The organism is Leclercia sp. GLN_9, assembly GCF_043105735.1.
GTDB classification, from domain to species: Bacteria; Pseudomonadota; Gammaproteobacteria; order Enterobacterales; family Enterobacteriaceae; genus Enterobacter; species Enterobacter adecarboxylatus.
In genome coordinates this window covers 17,248-36,104 of sequence record NZ_JBICLV010000017.1, presented here as the reverse complement: position 1 = coordinate 36,104, position 18,857 = coordinate 17,248, and the positions used below count along the sequence as shown (strand labels likewise).

Here is an 18,857-nt window from a genome sequence, read left to right as displayed (position 1 = left end):
AATGATGAAAACCCGACTATTACCTGTTTTATTGCTTAACCTTGCTGGCCTGGGCCTCTTTTTATCCTGGTATCTGCCGGTCAACCACGGTTTCTGGTTCCCGCTGGACAGCGGGATATTCCACTTCTTTAACCAGAAACTGGCAGAGAGTCGCCCCTTCCTGTGGCTGGTGGCGATCACCAATAATCGGGCCTTTGACGTATGTTCCCTGTTGGCGATGGGCTACCTGATGCTGACCTTCTGGCGGAACGAGAGCGCGGCCGGGCGTCGGCGCATTCTGATGATTGGCCTGGTGATGCTGCTGACTGCCGTGGTTCTGAACCAGCTGGCGCAGGCTCTGATTCCGGTGAAACGCTCAAGTCCGACGCTATTTTTCCCGGACATCTACCGCGTCAGTGAATTACTGCATATTTCGACAAAAGATGCCTCGAAGGACAGTTTCCCGGGCGATCACGGGATGATGCTGCTTATTTTCACCGCTTTTATGTGGCGTTATTTTGGTCATAAGACTTTCGCATTAGCCCTCATTATTTTTATGGTTTTCTCTTTTCCACGGGTAATGATTGGCGCGCACTGGTTCAGCGATATTGCCGTCGGTTCTCTTTCAGTGGCGTTGATTGGGCTTCCATGGTGTCTGATGACCCCACTGAGCGACCGTTTAATAGCATTCTTTGATCGCTACCTGCCTGGCTGATTCAACATTTTTAAAACAAGTTACTAACCGAAATTAACAGTATCAATGAGGGATCAATGCAGATCCCTCATGTATTATTTGCTTGCACTGCCCCAGCCTGTCATTTTCCTGTCATAATAATCACGTTAGAAATTAACAGTTTGGTTATTACTTAACCTAAATTACCCCGCAATTTTGCTATCCCGGCAGCAAACTTTTGGTATCACATTTTCTTATAAAAATTTGGCAATTTTTGCTCGCAATGACCGTGTCGATCGGGTACTCTCAAACTCGTTTTACCTCAGCGCTACAATTATTATCGTTGTAAATAAATTTGTGCGATTCGCCACAGATTTGACCATAAAGAATTGTCTGATAGTGCGCAGGTATTTAGTCTCGTCTCGCTTGGCATTTTTTATAACGATATTTGTCGTTAAGGACTTCAAGGGATAATAAACAACATGGTCAAATCTCAACCGATCTTGAGATACTTCTCACGGGTAATCCCGGCGATTGCAGTAGCGGTTCTGCTTTCAGCTTGTAGCGCATCGAATACCGCAAAGAATATGCATCCTGAGACGCGTGTTGTGGGGTCAGAAGACACCTCTTCACTGCAAGCCTCTCAGGATGAATTTGAAAAAATGGTCAGCAATCTGGATATCAAATCCCGATTAATGGACCAGTATGCTAGCTGGAAAGGCGTGCGCTATCGCCTTGGCGGCGATACACGTAAAGGGATTGATTGTTCCGGCTTCGTACAACGTACTTTCCGCGAACAGTTTGGTTTAGAACTTCCGCGTTCAACCTATGAACAACAGGAAATGGGCAAATCGATCTCGCGTAGCAGCTTGCGCACCGGCGATTTAGTGCTGTTCCGGGCGGGTTCAACCGGCCGTCATGTCGGCATCTATATTGGTAACGACCAGTTTGTCCACGCGTCCACCAGCAGTGGTGTGACGATCTCCAGTATGAACGAGCCCTACTGGAAGAAGCGCTACAATGAAGCGCGCCGTGTATTAACTCGCAGTTAACCGCCAGTGCTGTCCGTTTCCCTTGACTGACAGCATGCTAAAAAAGCACTGCTACGGCAGTGCTTTTTTTTTATAACTCAACAACACATTCAGGGCTGGTCGTTCCAGGCTATAGTCTGGTAGTAGCGTGAGTTTAGCCGTCATGATAACGCGGGCGGCATATCAGGATCCGATTACATTTATGTTTACCCGCCATTTATCAACCCGACGAAAAGTGCTGATGCTCAGCGTGCTTGCCGGACTTATTGTCGCCCTGCTCTGCGGCGGTATGCAGTTTTTTTTCAGTTATCACAAACGGGATGTGAAATACGATAACCTGATTACCGACCTCCATGACTACATGGCAGATTATTTTAAAGAGCTGCGCATCTCCATCGATGGGTTGCAGCCGCTGACCTTAAGCCAGTGCCACGAGGTCAGCGCCGAATTGACCTCCCGCGCCGCATTCAGCCTTAACGTCCGTGCCTTCCTGCTGGTAAAAGATAAAATTGCCTTCTGCTCGTCAGCAACCGGGCCGTTGAATGTCCCCCTCAGCGAACTGGTGCCGAATATCGACGTGAATAAAGATGTTGATATGGCTCTGCTGCCCGGTACGCCGATGATGCCGAAAAAACCGGCCATTGTGTTGTGGCACCGAAACCCGCTGCTGGACAGTGGCGGCGTATTTACTTCTATTAATCTCAACCTGACTCCCTACCTGTTATATACCGCCCGCCAGGATGAATTTGCCGGTATTGCCCTTATTATCGGCGATACCTCTTTTTCGACTTATTCAAACCGGCTGATTCACATTTCGGATCTGGATAAACACCCCGTGCGCTCCAGCCGGATTGAAGGACTGCCGCTGACCATTAATCTGTATGCCGATACCTGGACGATGGCCGATCTCTATTTTGCCCTGCTGTTTGGTCTGATGTGCGGCTCCAGCATCGGGGTGCTCTGTTTCTATGGGCTGATGAACCACGCCAATCCGCGAAAAGAGATCCTCACCGCGATTAAGCAGAACCAGTTTCACGTGGTCTATCAGCCGGTCGTGGACGCGAACAATCTGCAGATGGGCGGCGTGGAGGTATTGATGCGCTGGCACCATCCCGGTGCCGGGGAGATCCCGCCGGATGCCTTTATTGGCTTTGCAGAAGCACAGAAGTTAATTGTGCCGCTCACGCTGCATCTCTTCGACCTGATCCTGCGCGACGCCCCGGCGCTGAAAAAACGCCTTCCGCCAGGTTCCAAGCTGGGCATTAATCTCTCCCCGGGCCACCTGCACGCCGACAGCTTCAAGGAAGATATGCGTAAATTCGCCGCCTCGCTGCCGCCGGATCATTTCCAGATTGTGCTCGAAATTACCGAGCGCGATATGCTGAATCAGCGGGAAGCCACAAAGCTCTTTGAATGGCTGCATCTGGAAGGATTTGAAATCGCGGTGGATGATTTTGGTACCGGGCACAGCGCCCTCATCTACCTTGAGCGTTTCACCATGGACTATCTGAAAATCGACCGCGGCTTTGTCAACGCCATCGGCCTGGAGACCGTGACTTCCCCGGTGCTGGATACCGTGCTGACGCTCGCCCGGCGGCTGAATATGGTGACCATTGCCGAAGGTGTCGAGACGCCCGAGCAGGCGAAGTGGCTGCGCGATCACGGCGTCAATATGCTGCAAGGCTACTGGATCAGCCGCCCGATGCGCCTGGAGCAGCTGCTGGTCTGGCAGCCTGACGTTCACCCCGACAGCGAATAATTTCCCAACCACCGCTACGTCACTTATTATTCAGGTATCCTGCCCGGCCAGACTGCAAGAGGAAAATGTCGCGGAATGATTGTGCGCATAATAGTACTGCTGATGGCGATGATGAGTGGACTCAGCCAGGCGCAAACCATTAAAGAAAGCTACGCGTTCGCGGTGATTGGCGAGCCGAAATATGCCATCAATTTCGATCACTACGATTACGTTAACCCTGCCGCGCCAAAAGGGGGCAATCTTACCCTTGCCGCCAACGGCACCTTCGATAACTTCAACCGCTATGCCCTGCGCGGCGTGGCGGCCGAGCGTACCGACGCCCTCTACGATACCCTTTTTACGACGTCTGACGATGAGCCAGGCAGCTATTATCCGCTGGTTGCCGAGCAGGCCCGCTACGCCGATGATTTTGCCTGGATGGAGTTGACCCTCAATCCACTGGCGCGTTTTCATGACGGCACACCGGTGAAGGCCAGCGACGTGGCTTTTACCTTCCATAAGTTTATGACCGAAGGGGTGCCACAGTTCCGGCTGGTCTATAAAGGGGCTACGGTGACGGCCATCGCCCCGCTGACGGTGCGCATCACGCTCGCCAACCCTAACAAAGAGGACATGCTGAGCCTGCTTACCCTGCCGGTCATGCCTGAAAAGTTCTGGAAAGATCATAAGCTCAGCGATCCCCTCTCCACCCCACCGCTGGCGGGTGGGCCATACCGCATTACAAGCTGGCGTATGGGGCAATATCTTATCTACTCCCGGGTGAAGGATTACTGGGCGGCCAACCTGCCGGTGAACCGGGGCCGCTGGAATTTCGATACCCTGCGCTACGACTACTATCTGGACGACAACGTGGCCTTCGAGGCGTTCAAAGCGGGCGCGTTTGATATGCGGGTAGAGAGCAGCGCCAAAAACTGGGCCACGCGCTACATCGGGAAAAACTTTGACCGCGGCTTTATCGTGAAAGAGGCGCTTAAAAATGATTCCGCTCAGGACACGCGCTGGCTGGCCTTTAATATTCAGCGCCCGGTATTCAGCGATCGCCGGGTCCGCCAGGCCATTACCCTCGCCTTTGATTTTGAGTGGATGAACAAGGCGCTGTTCTACGGCGCCTACAGTCGGGTTAACAGCTATTTCCAGAATACGGAATACGCGGCTAAGGGCTACCCTGATGCCGCGGAGCTGACGCTCCTCGCCCCGCTGAAGAGCGCCCTCCCCGCCGAGGTGTTTACTACCGTCTTTCAGCCGCCGGTCTCTAAAGGCGATGGCTACGATCGTAACAACCTGCTGAAAGCCAGCCAGCTGCTGGACGAGGCCGGGTGGACAATCAAAAATAAGCAGCGGGTTAACACGCAAACCGGCAAACCGCTCAGTTTTGAACTGCTGTTGCCCTCCGGGGGGAATAACCAGTGGGTGCTGCCGTTCCAGCACAACCTTGAACGGCTGGGCATTACCATGAACATTCGCCAGGTGGATAACTCACAAATCACCAACCGGATGCGCAACCGCGATTACGATATGATGCCGCGCCTGTGGCGGGCCATGCCGTGGCCGAGCTCGGACCTGCAGATCTCCTGGGCCTCCCAGTACATTGACTCAACCTATAATTCACCGGGAGTGAAAAACCCGGCCATCGACGCACTGATTGCGCAAATCGTTGCCGCGCAGGGCGATAAAGAGAAGCTGCTGCCCCTCGGGCGCGCGCTGGATCGGGTCCTGACCTGGAACTATTACATGCTGCCAATGTGGTTTATGGGCCAGGATCGGGTGGCCCGCTGGGATAAATTTGGTCTTCCGGCCCAGCGCCCGGTCTACTCCCTCGGGTTCGAAAACTGGTGGTATGACGTTAACAAAGCGGCGAAATTACCCGCCGAGCGGCGTTAAGGATACGCAATGGGCGCTTATTTACTTCGTCGTTTACTGCTGGTGATCCCCACCCTGTGGGCGATTATCACCATCAACTTTTTTATCGTGCAGATTGCCCCGGGCGGCCCGGTGGATCAGGCGATTGCCGCCATCGAATTCGGTAACAGCGGGGCGATGCCCGGCGGGGGCGATGAAGGCATGCGCGCCAGCCACGCCCGCACCGGGGTGGGCAATATCAACGAGAGCCACTATCGCGGTGGACGGGGTCTGGATCCCGAAGTGATCGCCGAGATCACCCAGCGTTACGGCTTTGATAAACCAATCCATGAGCGTTACTTCAAAATGCTCGGGGACTATCTGCGCTTTGATTTTGGCGACAGCCTGTTCCGTAGCGCCTCGGTACTGCATCTGATTAAAGAGAGCCTGCCGGTTTCCATCACCCTGGGCCTGTGGGGCACCCTGATTATCTACCTGGTCTCGATCCCGCTCGGCATCCGTAAAGCGATGGATAACGGCAGCCGGTTCGATATCTGGAGCAGTACCTTCATTATTATTGGCTATGCGATACCGGCGTTTCTGTTTGCCGTTCTGCTGATTGTCTTTTTTGCCGGGGGGAGCTACTTCGACCTCTTCCCGCTACGCGGGCTGGTCTCGACCGATTTCAGCAGCCTGCCGTGGTACGAGAAAATTACCGACTACCTGTGGCACATTACCCTGCCGGTGCTGGCGACGGTGATCGGCGGGTTTGCGGCCCTGACCATGTTGACCAAAAACGCCTTCCTTGATGAGATCCGCAAGCAGTACGTGGTGACCGCCCGCGCCAAAGGGGTCAGCGAGCGGGGCATTCTGTGGAAACACATTTTTCGCAACGCCATGCTGCTGGTGATCGCCGGTTTTCCCGCCACCTTTATCAGCATGTTCTTTACCGGCTCCCTGTTAATTGAGGTGATGTTCTCCCTTAACGGGCTGGGGTTGCTCGGTTACGAGGCCACCGTCTCGCGGGATTACCCGGTGATGTTTGGCACGCTCTATATTTTCACCCTGATTGGCCTGCTGCTGAATATCCTCAGCGATATCTGCTATACGCTGGTCGATCCGCGTATTGATTTTGAGGGTCGCTGATGCCGCGCTTAAGCCCCATCAATCAGGCCCGCTGGGCCAGGTTTCGTCACAATCGCCGCGGCTACTGGTCGCTGTGGATTTTCGCCCTGTTTTTCGCCCTGAGCCTGTGCTCGGAGCTGGTTGCTAACGATAAACCCCTGCTGGTGCACTTTAACGATCGCTGGTACGTCCCGGTGATCAAAGAGTACAGCGAAAGCGACTTTGGCGGCCCCTTTGCCACCGCAGCGGATTATCAGGATCCCTGGTTACAGGCGCAGCTCAACGAGCACGGCTGGGTGCTGTGGGCCCCGGTCCGCTTTGGTGCCACCAGCATTAACTTTGCCACCACCACGCCCTTCCCGTCCCCGCCTTCGGCACAAAACTGGCTGGGCACCGATGCCAACGGCGGGGATGTGCTGGCGCGCATTCTCTACGGCACGCGGATCTCCATTCTGTTTGGCCTGATGCTGACCCTGTTTTCCAGCGTGATGGGCGTGCTGGCCGGGGCGATCCAGGGCTATTACGGCGGTAAAATCGACCTCTGGGGCCAGCGGTTTATCGAGGTCTGGTCCGGGATGCCGACGCTGTTCCTGATTATTCTGCTTTCAAGCGTGGTACAGCCTAACTTCTGGTGGCTGCTGGCCATCACGGTGCTCTTTGGCTGGATGGCGCTGGTGGGGGTTGTGCGCGCGGAGTTCCTGCGCACCCGTAACTTTGACTACATTCGCGCCGCCCAGGCGCTGGGGGTCAGCGATCGCGGGATCATTTTCCGTCATATGCTGCCGAACGCAATGGTGGCGACCCTGACCTTCCTGCCGTTTATCCTGTGCAGCTCCATCACGACCCTTACCTCGCTCGATTTTCTCGGCTTCGGCCTGCCGCTGGGTTCGCCGTCGCTGGGCGAGCTGCTGTTACAGGGGAAAAACAATTTGCAGGCGCCGTGGCTCGGCATCGCCGCTTTTCTCTCCGTTGCCGTGCTGCTCTCGTTGCTGATTTTTATTGGCGAAGCGGTGCGCGATGCCTTTGACCCTAATAAGGCGGTTTAAGATGACCCAGCCTCTCCTTCACATTGACGCCCTCTCCATCGCATTTCGCCAGCAGGGCGAGCTGCGTACCGTGGTCAATGATGTCTCCCTGCACATAGATGCCGGGGAAACACTGGCGCTGGTGGGGGAATCTGGCTCCGGGAAGAGCGTTACCGCGCTTTCCGTCCTGCGCCTGCTCCCCGCCCCGCCGGTAGTCTATCCGCAGGGCGATATCCTGTTTCATGGGCAGTCGCTGCTGCATGCCGACGAGCGCACCCTGCGCGGGGTGCGGGGCAACAAGATCGCCATGATTTTCCAGGAGCCGATGGTGTCGCTGAACCCGCTGCACACCCTCGAAAAACAGCTCTATGAAGTACTCTCCCTGCACCGCGGCATGCGCAAAGAGGCGGCACGCGGAGAGATGCTCGACTGTCTCGAACGCACCGGGATCCGCAACGCCGCAAAACGGCTGGCCGATTTTCCTCATCAACTTTCCGGCGGTGAACGCCAGCGGGTGATGATCGCCATGGCACTGCTGACCCGCCCGGAGCTGCTGATTGCCGATGAACCGACTACCGCGCTGGACGTCACGGTACAGGCGCAGATCCTTCAGCTGTTACGCGAGCTGCGTGACGAGCTGAACATGAGCCTGCTGTTTATCACCCACAACCTCAGCATCGTGAGAAAGCTGGCCGACCGGGTCGCGGTGATGCAGAACGGCTGCTGCGTGGAGCAGAACCGGGCCGCGACGCTGCTTGCCGCACCTGAACACCCTTACACCCAGCGGCTGCTCAACAGCGAGCCAGCCGGCGATCCCGTCCCGCTGCCGGATGCGTCACAACCGCTGCTGAGCGTGAAAGATCTCTCGGTGGCTTTTCCGGTGCGCAAAGGCCTCCTGCGTCGGGTGGTGGATAACAAGCAGGTGCTGAAAAACGTTAGCTTTAACCTGCGCCCCGGTGAAACCCTGGGGCTGGTAGGCGAGTCCGGCTCCGGTAAAAGCACTACCGGACTGGCGCTGCTGCGCCTGATCGCCTCCAGAGGGGAGATTGTGTTTGATGGTCAGCCGCTGCATCGCTGGGATCGCCGTCAGATGTTGCCCGTCCGCCACCGGATGCAGGTGGTGTTTCAGGATCCAAACTCCTCCCTGAATCCACGTCTTAACGTGCAGCAAATTATCGAAGAAGGGCTGCGGGTGCATCAGCCCACGCTCAGCGTGCAGGCGCGGGAGGAGGAGGTCATTCGGGTGATGGGCGAAGTGGGGCTGGATCCGCAGACCCGGCATCGTTATCCTGCCGCCTTTTCCGGCGGCCAGCGTCAGAGGATCGCCATTGCTCGCGCGCTGATCCTGCGCCCGGAGCTGATCATTCTGGATGAACCCACCTCATCGCTGGACAAAACCGTACAGGCGCAGATCCTGGCGCTGCTGAAAGATCTGCAGGAGAAACACCGGCTGGCCTATATCTTTATCAGCCACGACCTGCAGGTGGTACGCGCGCTGTGTCACCAGGTGATTGTGTTACGTCAGGGAGAGGTGGTCGAGCAAGGGGAGTGTCAGCGCGTGTTTGCCGCGCCGACGCAGGAGTACACGCGTCAGCTATTAGCGTTACGCTGACGCTCAGACAGGATCCTGGCCTGCTACGGATTCGGCAATCGCCACCCCGAAGTTTTTCAGGCGGCAGGTCGCCGCGAACTCGTCCTGGCTTTTCACGAACAGGCACGGCTCGCCTTCGCACTCCAGTACCGAGCTGTAAAGCTCAATGTCCGTCAGCGCCTGGCTCAGCTTTTCCATTACCGGCCATGCGTTGCCCTCTTCCGGGCTTAGCAGCTTAAGCGCCACCAGACAGTTATCACTGTTTGCTCCGCTTTGTGGAATCGGTTCAACTTTGGAACCTGCAAAACCCGCCGACCAGCGATAGCTCTGCGGCAAGCGATGCACAATGGAGAGCTGTAATGTATTCACGTTTGTTCCCCGGAAGCAAAATATACTTCACAATCTATTTACATTTATAGTAACACATCAACACTTACCTGCTCTGTTTTTAATAAGAAAACGCTTACACCTGTTTCCACGGGGGTTGGCGTCTAATTTATCAGGGCTTTTTGACAGTGTTTCAGGTTGATAGCGGCGCTATATGTACCCGTTTCTGTGATCTAACACAACCTTTTTAACTACAAGGCTGTGACTATTTACACAAATAGATTTTACATAAAAGAAACAAACAGGGGAGCGGTGAAACGTGCTTTGCTTGACCAACATCAAAAAAGGGCCCCGTCGGGACCCTTATCGCTGCACTATTTTACTGCTTTTCGTGGCCGGCTGGCGTAGAGGCAGAAAAGGATCGAGCAGGTCGCGCACAAGGCAATTGACCAGAGCATCGGCCAGGCGGTGGTAAAGGTCGCCAGGGAGAGCAGCGCCCCGACAATGGCGCCAATCCCGAAGCGGAAGGTGCCTGCCAGTGAAGAGGCCGTCCCGGCCATATGCGGGAACTCATCAAGGATCACCGCCATCGCGTTGGACGACACTATCGAAATACAGCCCACAAAGGCCGCAATCCCTATCACCAGCGTCCAGAAGCCCACATCAAAGAAGGCCGTCACCACCATCCACACCGCCATGACGAACTGGATCCACAGACCAATGCGGAACATGTTCAGCGCCCCCACCCGACGGACGAAGCGGCTGTTGATCATAGTCAGCACAAAGATGAAGACCACGTTCAGCGCGAAGTAGTAGCCGAAATGCTGCGGGGAGACGTGGTTGAGTTCGATGTAGACAAACGGCCCGGCGCTGAGGAATGAGAACATCCCGGCAAAGCTGAAGCCGCTGGCCAGCATATAGCTCAGCACGCGCTTATGGCGAAACAGTGAGGCAAAGTTGCCAAGGGTGGTACGGATATGAAACTTCTGCCGATGCTCCGCAGGCAGGGTTTCCTTTATAAAGAAGAAGATCATCGCCGAGGCCAGCAGGGCCGCCAGCGCCAGAAGCCAGAAAATCGCGTGCCAGCTGAACCACACCAGCACAGCCCCCCCGACCATCGGTGCCACCAGCGGCGCCACGGTGGTGACCAGCATGACGAAGGACATCATGCGGGAGAACTCTTCTTTGGGGTAGATATCGCGCATCAGGGCATTGATGACCACGCTTGCGGCCGCTGCCGCCAGGCCGTGGAAGAAACGCATCACAATCAGGTGATCGATGGACTGCGCCATCGCACAAGCCGCCGCCGCACCAGCAAACACCAGCGTCCCGCCCAGCACCACCGGTTTGCGGCCCAGGCTGTCGGCCATAGGGCCGTACAGCAGCTGGCCGAGGGCAAAGCCGAGAATATAGGTGCTGAGGGTCATTTGCGCGCTACCCGCCGGCACGCCAAATTGCTCAGCGATCACCGGCAGCGCAGGCAGATACATGTCGATGGACAGCGGCATCAGCATAGCCAGTAGACCAAGGATAAAGACAATGCTGAACGACGATTGTGGCCTGGTGGTCACAGTTAGCTCCTGAAATTAGCGTGAAGAGAGGCCAACGCTGGCAATTTCTTCTTCCGTCAACGGGCGGTATTCGCCTGGCTCAAGATCCGGGTCAAGGGCGATCGCCCCAATCCGTTCGCGATGCAGACCCACAACGTGGTTACCCACGGCAGCAAACATGCGTTTTACCTGATGGTAGCGCCCTTCGCTGATGGTCAGACGCACTTCGGTAGGGGTGATCACTTCCAGCACGGCGGGCTTAGTCAGATCTTTTTCATTGTGCAGCTGAACGCCGTGGGCAAATTGTTCTGCCGTGCTGTCGCTCACCGGGGATTCCAGCGTCACCAGGTAGGTCTTCTCACAATGGTGGCGCGGGGAAGTAATACGATGCGACCACTGACCGTCATCGGTCATCAGCACCAGGCCAGTAGTGTCGATATCCAGACGCCCGGCAGCGTGCAGTTTGTGCGCCACTGGCTCGTCGAGGAAATAGAGCACGGTCGGGTGATCGGGATCGTCAGTCGAGCAGACATAGCCTTGCGGCTTATTGAGCATGAAGTAACGCGGGCCGTTCTGCTGGGTCAGCGAATTGCCGTCATATTCCACCTGATGCTCGGGCTGGAGTTTGAACGCGCTGTCTCGCACAATATCGTCATCCACAGTAACGTGGCTGCCGCGAATCAGACGCGCAGCAATAGCGCGGCTTACGCCGAGTTGCTGAGCGATAAACTTATCAAGTCGCATGAAATAATTTTAGCCTTAAAGGTGCCAGGAGCCGGACGGGGCGCCCGGAAAAGAAGCAGTTAACAACAGCCCAGTATAACGGGCTATCCGCGCCACTCAAGGGAAAAAGTTTCGTGGCATACTATATGCGGGATAACAAAGCTGAGTAACCATGACCTTTACACTTCGCCCCTATCAACAGGAAGCCGTGGACGCCACCCTCGCCCACTTTCGTCAGCATAAAGAACCGGCCGCCATCGTCCTGCCCACGGGGGCGGGCAAAAGCCTGGTGATCGCCGAGCTGGCGCGCCTGGCGCGCGGTCGCGTGCTGGTGCTGGCGCACGTCAAAGAACTGGTGGCGCAAAACCACGCCAAGTATCTGGCGCTGGGCCTGGAGGCTGATATTTTTGCCGCCGGATTGCAGCGTAAAGAGAGCCAAGGCAAAGTGGTGTTTGGCAGCGTGCAGTCGGTAGCGCGCAATCTGGACAAGTTTCAGAGCGAGTTCTCGCTGCTGATCGTGGATGAGTGCCATCGTATCAGCGATGACAACGACAGTCAGTATCAGCAGATCCTGACCCATCTGAAGAGCGTGAATCCGCACATCCGTCTGCTGGGGCTGACCGCCACCCCGTTCCGCCTCGGAAAAGGCTGGATCTACCGCTTTCATTATCACGGCATGGTACGTGGCGATGAAAAGGCGTTGTTCCGCGACTGTATTTACGAGCTGCCGCTGCGCTACATGATTAAACACGGTTACCTGACGCCGCCAGAGCGGCTGGATATGCCGGTGGTGCAGTACGATTTCAGCCGGTTGCAGGTGCAGAGTAACGGCCTGTTCAGCGAAGCGGATCTTAACCGTGAGCTGAAAAAGCAGGATCGTATTACCCCCCACATCATCAGCCAGATTGTGGAGTTTGCCGCCGATCGCAAAGGGGTGATGATCTTTGCCGCCACCGTGGAACACGCCCGGGAAATCACCGGCCTGCTGCCCGCCAGCGAGGCCCGGCTTATCACCGGCGAGACGCCGGGCAACGAACGCGACCAGCTGATTGAGGCGTTTAAGGCACAGCAGTTCCGCTATCTGGTCAACGTGTCAGTGCTCACGACCGGGTTTGATGCCCCACACGTCGATCTGATTGCTATTCTGCGCCCCACCGAATCCGTCAGCCTTTACCAACAGATTGTCGGCCGCGGCCTGCGTTTAGCCCCCGGTAAAACCGATTGCCTGATTCTGGATTACGCTGGCAACCCACACGACCTGTACGCCCCGGAAGTGGGTGCGCCAAAAGGAAAAAGTGACAACGTACCTGTGCAGGTGTTTTGTCCCGGCTGCGGGTTTGCCAACACCTTCTGGGGCAAAACGACCGCCGACGGCACGCTGATTGAGCACTTTGGCCGACGCTGTCAGGGCTGGTTTGAAGATGAAGACGGCCATCGGGAACAGTGTGATTACCGTTTCCGCTTTAAAAACTGCCCGCAGTGCAATGCTGAAAACGACATTGCCGCCCGTCGCTGTCGTGCCTGCGATGCGGTGTTGGTCGATCCCGACGATATGCTGAAAGCGGCCCTGAAGCTGAAAGACGCGCTGGTGCTGCGCTGCAGCGGGATGGTGCTGGCTCATGGCGCGGACGAGAAAGGCGAATGGCTGAAAATTACCTATTACGACGAAGATGGCGCCGATGTCAGTGAGCGCTTCCGTCTGCAGACGCCCGCCCAGCGTACCGCCTTTGAGCAGCTGTTTATCCGTCCGCATACCCGCACGCCCGGCGTGCCGCTGCGCTGGATCACCGCGGCCGATATCGTTCATCAGCAGCCGTTGCTGCGCCACCCTGACTTCGTGGTAGCGCGGAAAAAAGGCCAGTTCTGGCAGGTGCGCGAAAAGGTTTTTGATTATGAAGGCCGCTATCGGCGGGCTAACGAATTGCGTGGATAAAGGGACTTTTCATTGATGTGCAGGCCATTTGAGTATAAAATGCCGCCCGCTTCACATCCGTGAGGCAGAACACTTACCTGCTGCTGGGTCGCCTGTAGCAGGAATAATATGTACAGAGAGAAATCAATGTTAACTATCAATGTAGAAGTACGTAAAGAGCAGGGCAAGGGTGCGAGCCGCCGCCTGCGTGTAGCAAACAAATTCCCTGCCATCATCTATGGCGGCGAAGCTGCGCCAATCGCAATCGAACTGGACCACGACAAAGTGTGGAACCTGCAGGACAAGCCTGGTTTCTATGGCGAAGTTCTGACCCTGGTTGTTGACGGTAAAGAAGAAAAAGTGAAGGTTCAGGCTGTTCAGCGTCACCCGTTCAAGCCAAAACTGGCTCACATCGACTTCGTTCGCGCGTAATCGCTTACAGGTTGAGAAAAAACCCCGCTTTGCGGGGTTTTTTTATGGCCGTTATTTACCGCCGGAGGTGCGACGCTGCAGCTGGTCGCGCAGGTTTGGCGGGGTGCCTTTAATGGTCAGCGTGTCGGTCGCCGGATCCCAGAAAATGCGCTCGCCGAGCAGCATGGCATCAAAGTTAATGGTTAACCCACCACCGCTACCGGCAAACTTGGTGAGCTGACGCAGCGTGCTGCGATCCGCCGGGAAGCTCTCTTCCAGCTCATAGCCTTTCTCAGCCGTAAATTCCTGGAAACTCACTTCGCTGACGCCCGCTAACTCTTTTGACAGCGACTCCAGGGCGATCTCTTCTCCCGCCTGCAGCTGCTCGTTACAGTAAGCGTAAACCTGCTGACGCACGTTCTGGCGTTCCGCTTTATCCAGCTCGGCTTCTGCGGTGAAATCATCTACCGCCTGCAGCAGGCCTTTGTTCTGCGCCTTGGCGTTCAGCCCTTCGCTGGCACCGAGGAAATCCATAAAGAAGTCGGCCACCTTGCGCCCTACCCGCCCTTTCAGGAAGGTCAGATAGCGGGTCGATTCCGGATTGGTTTCCCATTCCGTCAAATCGATACGCGCCACGATATCCGCGTGGTTGATGTCCAGATAGTGGGTGGAGCTGATATCCAGCTGCTCATTAACGCGCATGCTGCTTAAGTTGTTCAGCACCGCCACCAGCAGATACTCCACCGCCAGGTAACGATAGTGGCAGAACAGGACGATCCCGCCATCGGCAAATGGATACTTTGCCAGCTCATCGCGCAGGCGGCCGGTGGCGGCCCGGCTGAAGGCGAGGAAATCCTCGTCGCCCTGACGTTGCAGGCGCAGCGCCTGCGCCAGTTCACTCTCTTCACTGAACAGGCCATAGGCTTTGTTTTTAGCGCTGTAAACCCGGTGCAGCTCCGCGATCATGTCAACAGCGGTAGGCGTAGGCTCCAGTAACGAATCGCGCAGCACCAGCTCAAGGGTTTGCTCATCACGCTTGATAAGCTGGTGCAGGGCAATCTGGTTGATATCCAGACTCATGATAAACTCTCCTTTTAGACCGGGCCGTATTCAACCACCCGCCAGACATGTATGCAACCGAAGATAAAAAAGGGGAAAAAAAGCTGTTGCTACGGTAATATGTTGCCCTTTCCTTCACAAACAGATTTCGATTTATGCCACAACTCTCCCGCTATAGTGATGAACACGTTGAACAAATGCTCAGTGAGCTGCTCAACGTACTGGAAAAACATAAGGCACCCACCGACCTTTCCTTGATGGTTCTGGGAAATATGGTGACTAACCTTATCAATACCAGCGTTGCGCCGGCCCAGCGCCAGGCAATCGCAAAATCTTTCGCTCAGGCCTTACAGTCCTCGGTTAACGACGACCAGGCACACTAAGGGAAACGAACGACAGTTTATGGTGACGAATCGTCAGCGCTACCGTGAAAAAGTCTCCCAGATGGTTAGCTGGGGGCACTGGTTTGCCCTGTTCAACATTCTGTTGGCGATGGTGCTTGGCAGTCGTTACCTGTTTGTCGCCGACTGGCCGACAACGCTTGCCGGGCGTATCTACTCCTGGATGAGCGTCATTGGCCATTTCAGCTTCCTGGTATTCGCCACTTATCTGCTGATCCTGTTCCCGCTGACGTTTGTCGTCATGTCGCAGCGGCTGATGCGGTTTATCTCCGCCATTCTCGCCACGGTGGGCATGACGCTGTTACTGATCGACAGCGAAGTCTTTACCCGTTTTCACCTGCATCTTAATCCTGTCGTCTGGGAACTGGTGATTAACCCCGACCAGAACGAAACGGCACGTGACTGGCAGCTGATGTTTATCAGCGTGCCGATTATTTTGCTGATTGAGATGCTGTTTGCCACCTGGAGCTGGCAAAAGCTGCGCAGCCTGACGCGTCGTCGTCGCTACGCCAAACCGGTTGCAGCCCTCTTCTTCGTGGCCTTTATCGGCTCGCATTTCATGTATATCTGGGCTGACGCCAACTTCTACCGCCCAGTCACCATGCAGCGCGCGAACCTGCCGCTCTCCTATCCGATGACGGCCCGCCGCTTCCTTGAGAAACACGGCCTGCTTGATGCGCAGGAGTATCAGCGCCGCCTGATCGAGCAAGGCGATCCCGAAGCGGTATCGGTACAGTATCCGCTCAGCGATCTGCGCTACCGTGACATGGGCCAGGGTCAGAACGTCCTGCTGATCACCGTTGACGGGCTGAACTACTCGCGCTTTGAGAAGCAGATGCCAGCGCTGGCGGAGTTTGCCGATAAGAACATTAACTTTACCCAGCATATGAGCTCCGGTAACGCCACCGATACCGGGATCTTCGGCCTGTTCTACGGTATCTCGCCGAGCTATATGGACGGCGTACTGTCGTCGCGTATTCCTGCGGCGCTGATTACCGGTCTGAACCAGCAGGGTTACCAGCTGGGGCTCTTCTCGTCTGATGGCTTCAGCAGCCCGCTGTACCGTCAGGCACTGTTGTCCGACTTCTCGCTGCCGGCCACCCAGAGTCAGTCCGACGCCCAGACCGCCGGGCAATGGATCAGCTGGCTGAACCGCTATGCGCAGGACGATAACCGCTGGTTCTCCTGGGTTGCCCTCAACGGCACCACGCTGGATAACAGCAACCAGAAAACCTTTGCCCGCCGCTACGCCCAGGCAGCAGGCGATGTGGATGCCCAGATCGCCCGGGTACTGAACGCCCTGCGTGAGTCCGGCAAGCTGGAGAACACGGTAGTGGTAATCACCGCAGGTCACGGTGTGCCGCTGGGCAACGAGCGCACGGATGTTGACTGGTCGCGCCCTCGCCTGCACGTTCCGCTGGTTATCCACTGGCCGGGGACGCCATCGCAGCGCATTAACATGCTGACCGATCATAAAGATGTGATGACCACCCTGATGCAACGCCTGCTCCATGTCAGCACGCCAGCCAATGAGTATTCCCAGGGTCAGGATCTGTTCAGCGCCACACGTCGCCATAACTGGGTGACCGCTGCCAGCAACAATTCGTTGGCTGTCACGACGCCAGCCCTGACGCTGGTACTGAACAGTAACGGCAGCTACAAGACATACAACCTGCAGGGTGAGAAACTCAACGATCAGACGCCGCAGCTCAGCCTGCTGCTCCAGGTGCTGACGGATGAAAAACGGTTCATTGCTAACTGATTTAAAATTAATCAGTTAGCCTGGACTGGCCTTGCATTAAGCGCGGAAATGGGTAGTATAAATTCTCATGCGTCGGCACGTAGCGCAGCCTGGTAGCGCACCGTCATGGGGTGTCGGGGGTCGGAGGTTCAAATCCTCTCGTGCCGACCAAAAATCCCAAAAAAACCAACCTTTTACGGTTGGTTTTTTTATGCCTGGCTTCAGAGATAACACTTCAATGCGCGCTTAAATTTCCGGCGTCTTTTTATACCCTGTCAATATCAGCATCAGGCTCTCTTTCGAATCCGCCGGGCTGAACTCGTAGTGGTTGCCCTGTCGGTCGCCCCCGATGTACCAGGAGATTTCCGTCTTTCCTGCGGCCAGCGCTTTACGCACCGCCTTGTCGACATCCACCATCCGGTACTCACGCTTGTTGTTGAGATACAGTTTTGCATCGGAGCTGTAGTTGCAGGCAGGCCGTTGTTTCCAGCTGACGGTAGCCGGATCCCAGTCGTTGCTGGCCGGGTAGAAGAAGATTTGATCCGCGCCGTTGGCTTCGACTTTCCCGCCATAGATACGAATTTTGTACTTGAAGAGAGAGGGATCCTGGCCTGTCGGCAGCGGTGGGATCGTGAATTTAACCAGGCTCAGGGTCTCGCTATTGTGGGTTCGCCCCCCGTTTTGCCAGTTATCCTGGACTAATAAGGTCTGCGCCGGGGCGCTCGCCGTCTCGCTGCTCACCCGGACGTTCGCCAGCGCCTTCGAATAGCCGTAAGGCACGTTGGTGCCGCAATCCATGCCCTGATTCATGCACATCTCCGTCATAAAGCGGGCGCCCTCTTCGGTCCAGCCGTTCATAAAGTCGGCATGAGCGGTATAGAGGCTACCCCAGTGCTCCTCGCGCGCATCGCCATTCATGGTGGGATCGAGCGACAGCTGCGCTTTCGCCGTATCCAGAGAGGTGATGCCGTGCAGCACCCAGGCCACGTTCATGTTTACCGTCGGGATCTTCACCGGGAAGCCGGAAGGACAATCCCCTTTCACATCGTAGGCGGCGTTAGCCATCCCGTGGTGCGGCTTGAGGTTAATGCCATCCCAGCAGTTAGGGAACTGAATGCCGATATTGAACTGCACCGCATCTTTGGCTTTTCTCAGGCCACAGACTTCACCGACTTTATTGGTGTAGCCTTTGCCGTTGGCGCATAAAAAGGTGATCCGGGAGTTGGGTTTAGTGCCGCGGTGATCGCCCGCCAGCAACGCCAGCCCGGCCGGGAACGGGCTGAGTGGGTACTGATCGACCTGCGAAGCCTGATAGTAGGTTTTTTGGTAGGCGGGCTTTACCACCGTCCCATTTGGCAGGCGCAGCGACGGCACCCAGTAGGCTGAGCTGTCGGCTTTGTTATCGCAGGTGGTGTCCGGTTGCTTACGCAGCGACGAAGAGGTGGAATGGGCATCCGTGCGGGTATTGCCAAAGAAGTCATGCCACATCGCCTGGTTGGCTTTGCCGAACATCATGATGGCATCATCGCCCAGGGTGTGGTTATACGCGCAGACAACGTGCGCCTGCGGGGCGGCATGCGCATAAAGCGATGGCAGCAAAAGGGCGGATGCCAGCGCGGTATAAACTGTGGTCCTTTTCATAGAGATCTCCTGATAGAAAGGCCCACATTGGTAACAAAACGGCGTTCACTCTCCGAATGATTTACGAAAT

At 56.0% G+C, this 18,857-nt stretch carries 16 protein-coding genes and 1 tRNA gene; 12 read left to right on the top strand and 5 right to left on the bottom strand.

Annotation, left to right across the window (positions count from 1 at the left end; genetic code table 11):
* The first annotated feature begins 4 nt into the window (after positions 1–4).
* From ACF8PE_RS10820 to yejF, 7 genes are all read left to right on the top strand, one after another.
* Complete coding sequence (locus ACF8PE_RS10820) at positions 5–694, top strand: phosphatase PAP2 family protein (RefSeq protein ID WP_032612654.1); 690 nt, start codon at positions 5–7, stop codon at positions 692–694.
* A gap of 440 nt (positions 695–1,134) precedes the next feature.
* Positions 1,135–1,704 (top strand): bifunctional murein DD-endopeptidase/murein LD-carboxypeptidase, encoded by a 570-nt coding sequence (mepS, locus tag ACF8PE_RS10815; protein WP_059307505.1) that lies wholly within the window; start codon positions 1,135–1,137, stop codon positions 1,702–1,704.
* Positions 1,705–1,885: 181 nt separating this feature from the next.
* The gene (locus ACF8PE_RS10810) at positions 1,886–3,442 is read left to right on the top strand and encodes a cyclic di-GMP phosphodiesterase (protein ID WP_155167079.1); all 1,557 of its coding nucleotides are present in this window, start codon (positions 1,886–1,888) and stop codon (positions 3,440–3,442) included.
* Positions 3,443–3,517: 75 nt separating this feature from the next.
* Positions 3,518–5,323, top strand: a complete 1,806-nt coding sequence (locus ACF8PE_RS10805; RefSeq protein ID WP_392494838.1) for an extracellular solute-binding protein — start codon at positions 3,518–3,520, stop codon at positions 5,321–5,323.
* A 9-nt stretch (positions 5,324–5,332) separates the two neighbouring features.
* Positions 5,333–6,427, top strand: coding sequence for a microcin C ABC transporter permease YejB (locus ACF8PE_RS10800; RefSeq protein ID WP_059307503.1), 1,095 nt, complete (start codon positions 5,333–5,335; stop codon positions 6,425–6,427).
* On the top strand, positions 6,427–7,452 hold the full coding sequence (locus tag ACF8PE_RS10795; protein ID WP_103792184.1) for an ABC transporter permease: 1,026 nt from the start codon (positions 6,427–6,429) through the stop codon (positions 7,450–7,452). The genes ACF8PE_RS10800 and ACF8PE_RS10795 overlap by 1 nt, the downstream gene beginning before the upstream one ends.
* Position 7,453: 1 nt before the next feature.
* Positions 7,454–9,043, top strand: coding sequence for a microcin C ABC transporter ATP-binding protein YejF (yejF, locus tag ACF8PE_RS10790; RefSeq protein ID WP_077226281.1), 1,590 nt, complete (start codon positions 7,454–7,456; stop codon positions 9,041–9,043).
* 3 nt (positions 9,044–9,046) lie between these two features.
* On the opposite strand, the gene ACF8PE_RS10785 is transcribed toward yejF, so the two are convergent.
* The 3 genes from ACF8PE_RS10785 to rsuA form a co-directional block, all read right to left on the bottom strand.
* Positions 9,047–9,391, bottom strand: a complete 345-nt coding sequence (locus ACF8PE_RS10785) for a YejG family protein (protein WP_032612669.1) — start codon at positions 9,389–9,391, stop codon at positions 9,047–9,049.
* A gap of 332 nt (positions 9,392–9,723) precedes the next feature.
* Positions 9,724–10,920, bottom strand: coding sequence for a Bcr/CflA family multidrug efflux MFS transporter (locus ACF8PE_RS10780; protein WP_032612672.1), 1,197 nt, complete (start codon positions 10,918–10,920; stop codon positions 9,724–9,726).
* 15 nt (positions 10,921–10,935) lie between these two features.
* Positions 10,936–11,643, bottom strand: coding sequence for a 16S rRNA pseudouridine(516) synthase RsuA (rsuA, locus tag ACF8PE_RS10775; protein ID WP_059307500.1), 708 nt, complete (start codon positions 11,641–11,643; stop codon positions 10,936–10,938).
* A gap of 151 nt (positions 11,644–11,794) precedes the next feature.
* Between rsuA and ACF8PE_RS10770 the strand changes: the two genes are divergently transcribed.
* Both ACF8PE_RS10770 and rplY read left to right on the top strand, forming a co-directional pair.
* Positions 11,795–13,555, top strand: coding sequence for a DEAD/DEAH box helicase (locus ACF8PE_RS10770; protein ID WP_392494837.1), 1,761 nt, complete (start codon positions 11,795–11,797; stop codon positions 13,553–13,555).
* Between the two features lie 126 nt (positions 13,556–13,681).
* Complete coding sequence (gene rplY, locus ACF8PE_RS10765) at positions 13,682–13,966, top strand: 50S ribosomal protein L25 (protein ID WP_032612678.1); 285 nt, start codon at positions 13,682–13,684, stop codon at positions 13,964–13,966.
* Between the two features lie 51 nt (positions 13,967–14,017).
* Here the strand turns inward: rplY and yejK are convergent, their stop codons facing one another.
* On the bottom strand, positions 14,018–15,025 hold the full coding sequence (gene yejK / locus ACF8PE_RS10760; protein ID WP_032612679.1) for a nucleoid-associated protein YejK: 1,008 nt from the start codon (positions 15,023–15,025) through the stop codon (positions 14,018–14,020).
* Positions 15,026–15,159: 134 nt separating this feature from the next.
* Between yejK and ACF8PE_RS10755 the strand changes: the two genes are divergently transcribed.
* From ACF8PE_RS10755 to ACF8PE_RS10745, 3 genes are all read left to right on the top strand, one after another.
* The gene (locus ACF8PE_RS10755) at positions 15,160–15,387 is read left to right on the top strand and encodes a YejL family protein (RefSeq protein WP_032612681.1); all 228 of its coding nucleotides are present in this window, start codon (positions 15,160–15,162) and stop codon (positions 15,385–15,387) included.
* A 19-nt stretch (positions 15,388–15,406) separates the two neighbouring features.
* Complete coding sequence (gene yejM, locus ACF8PE_RS10750) at positions 15,407–17,167, top strand: LPS biosynthesis-modulating metalloenzyme YejM (protein WP_392494836.1); 1,761 nt, start codon at positions 15,407–15,409, stop codon at positions 17,165–17,167.
* Positions 17,168–17,240: 73 nt separating this feature from the next.
* Positions 17,241–17,317 (top strand) — tRNA-Pro (locus ACF8PE_RS10745).
* A 75-nt stretch (positions 17,318–17,392) separates the two neighbouring features.
* Here the strand turns inward: ACF8PE_RS10745 and ACF8PE_RS10740 are convergent.
* Positions 17,393–18,787 (bottom strand): DUF1996 domain-containing protein, encoded by a 1,395-nt coding sequence (locus ACF8PE_RS10740; RefSeq protein ID WP_150871861.1) that lies wholly within the window; start codon positions 18,785–18,787, stop codon positions 17,393–17,395.
* Positions 18,788–18,857 lie beyond the last annotated feature (70 nt).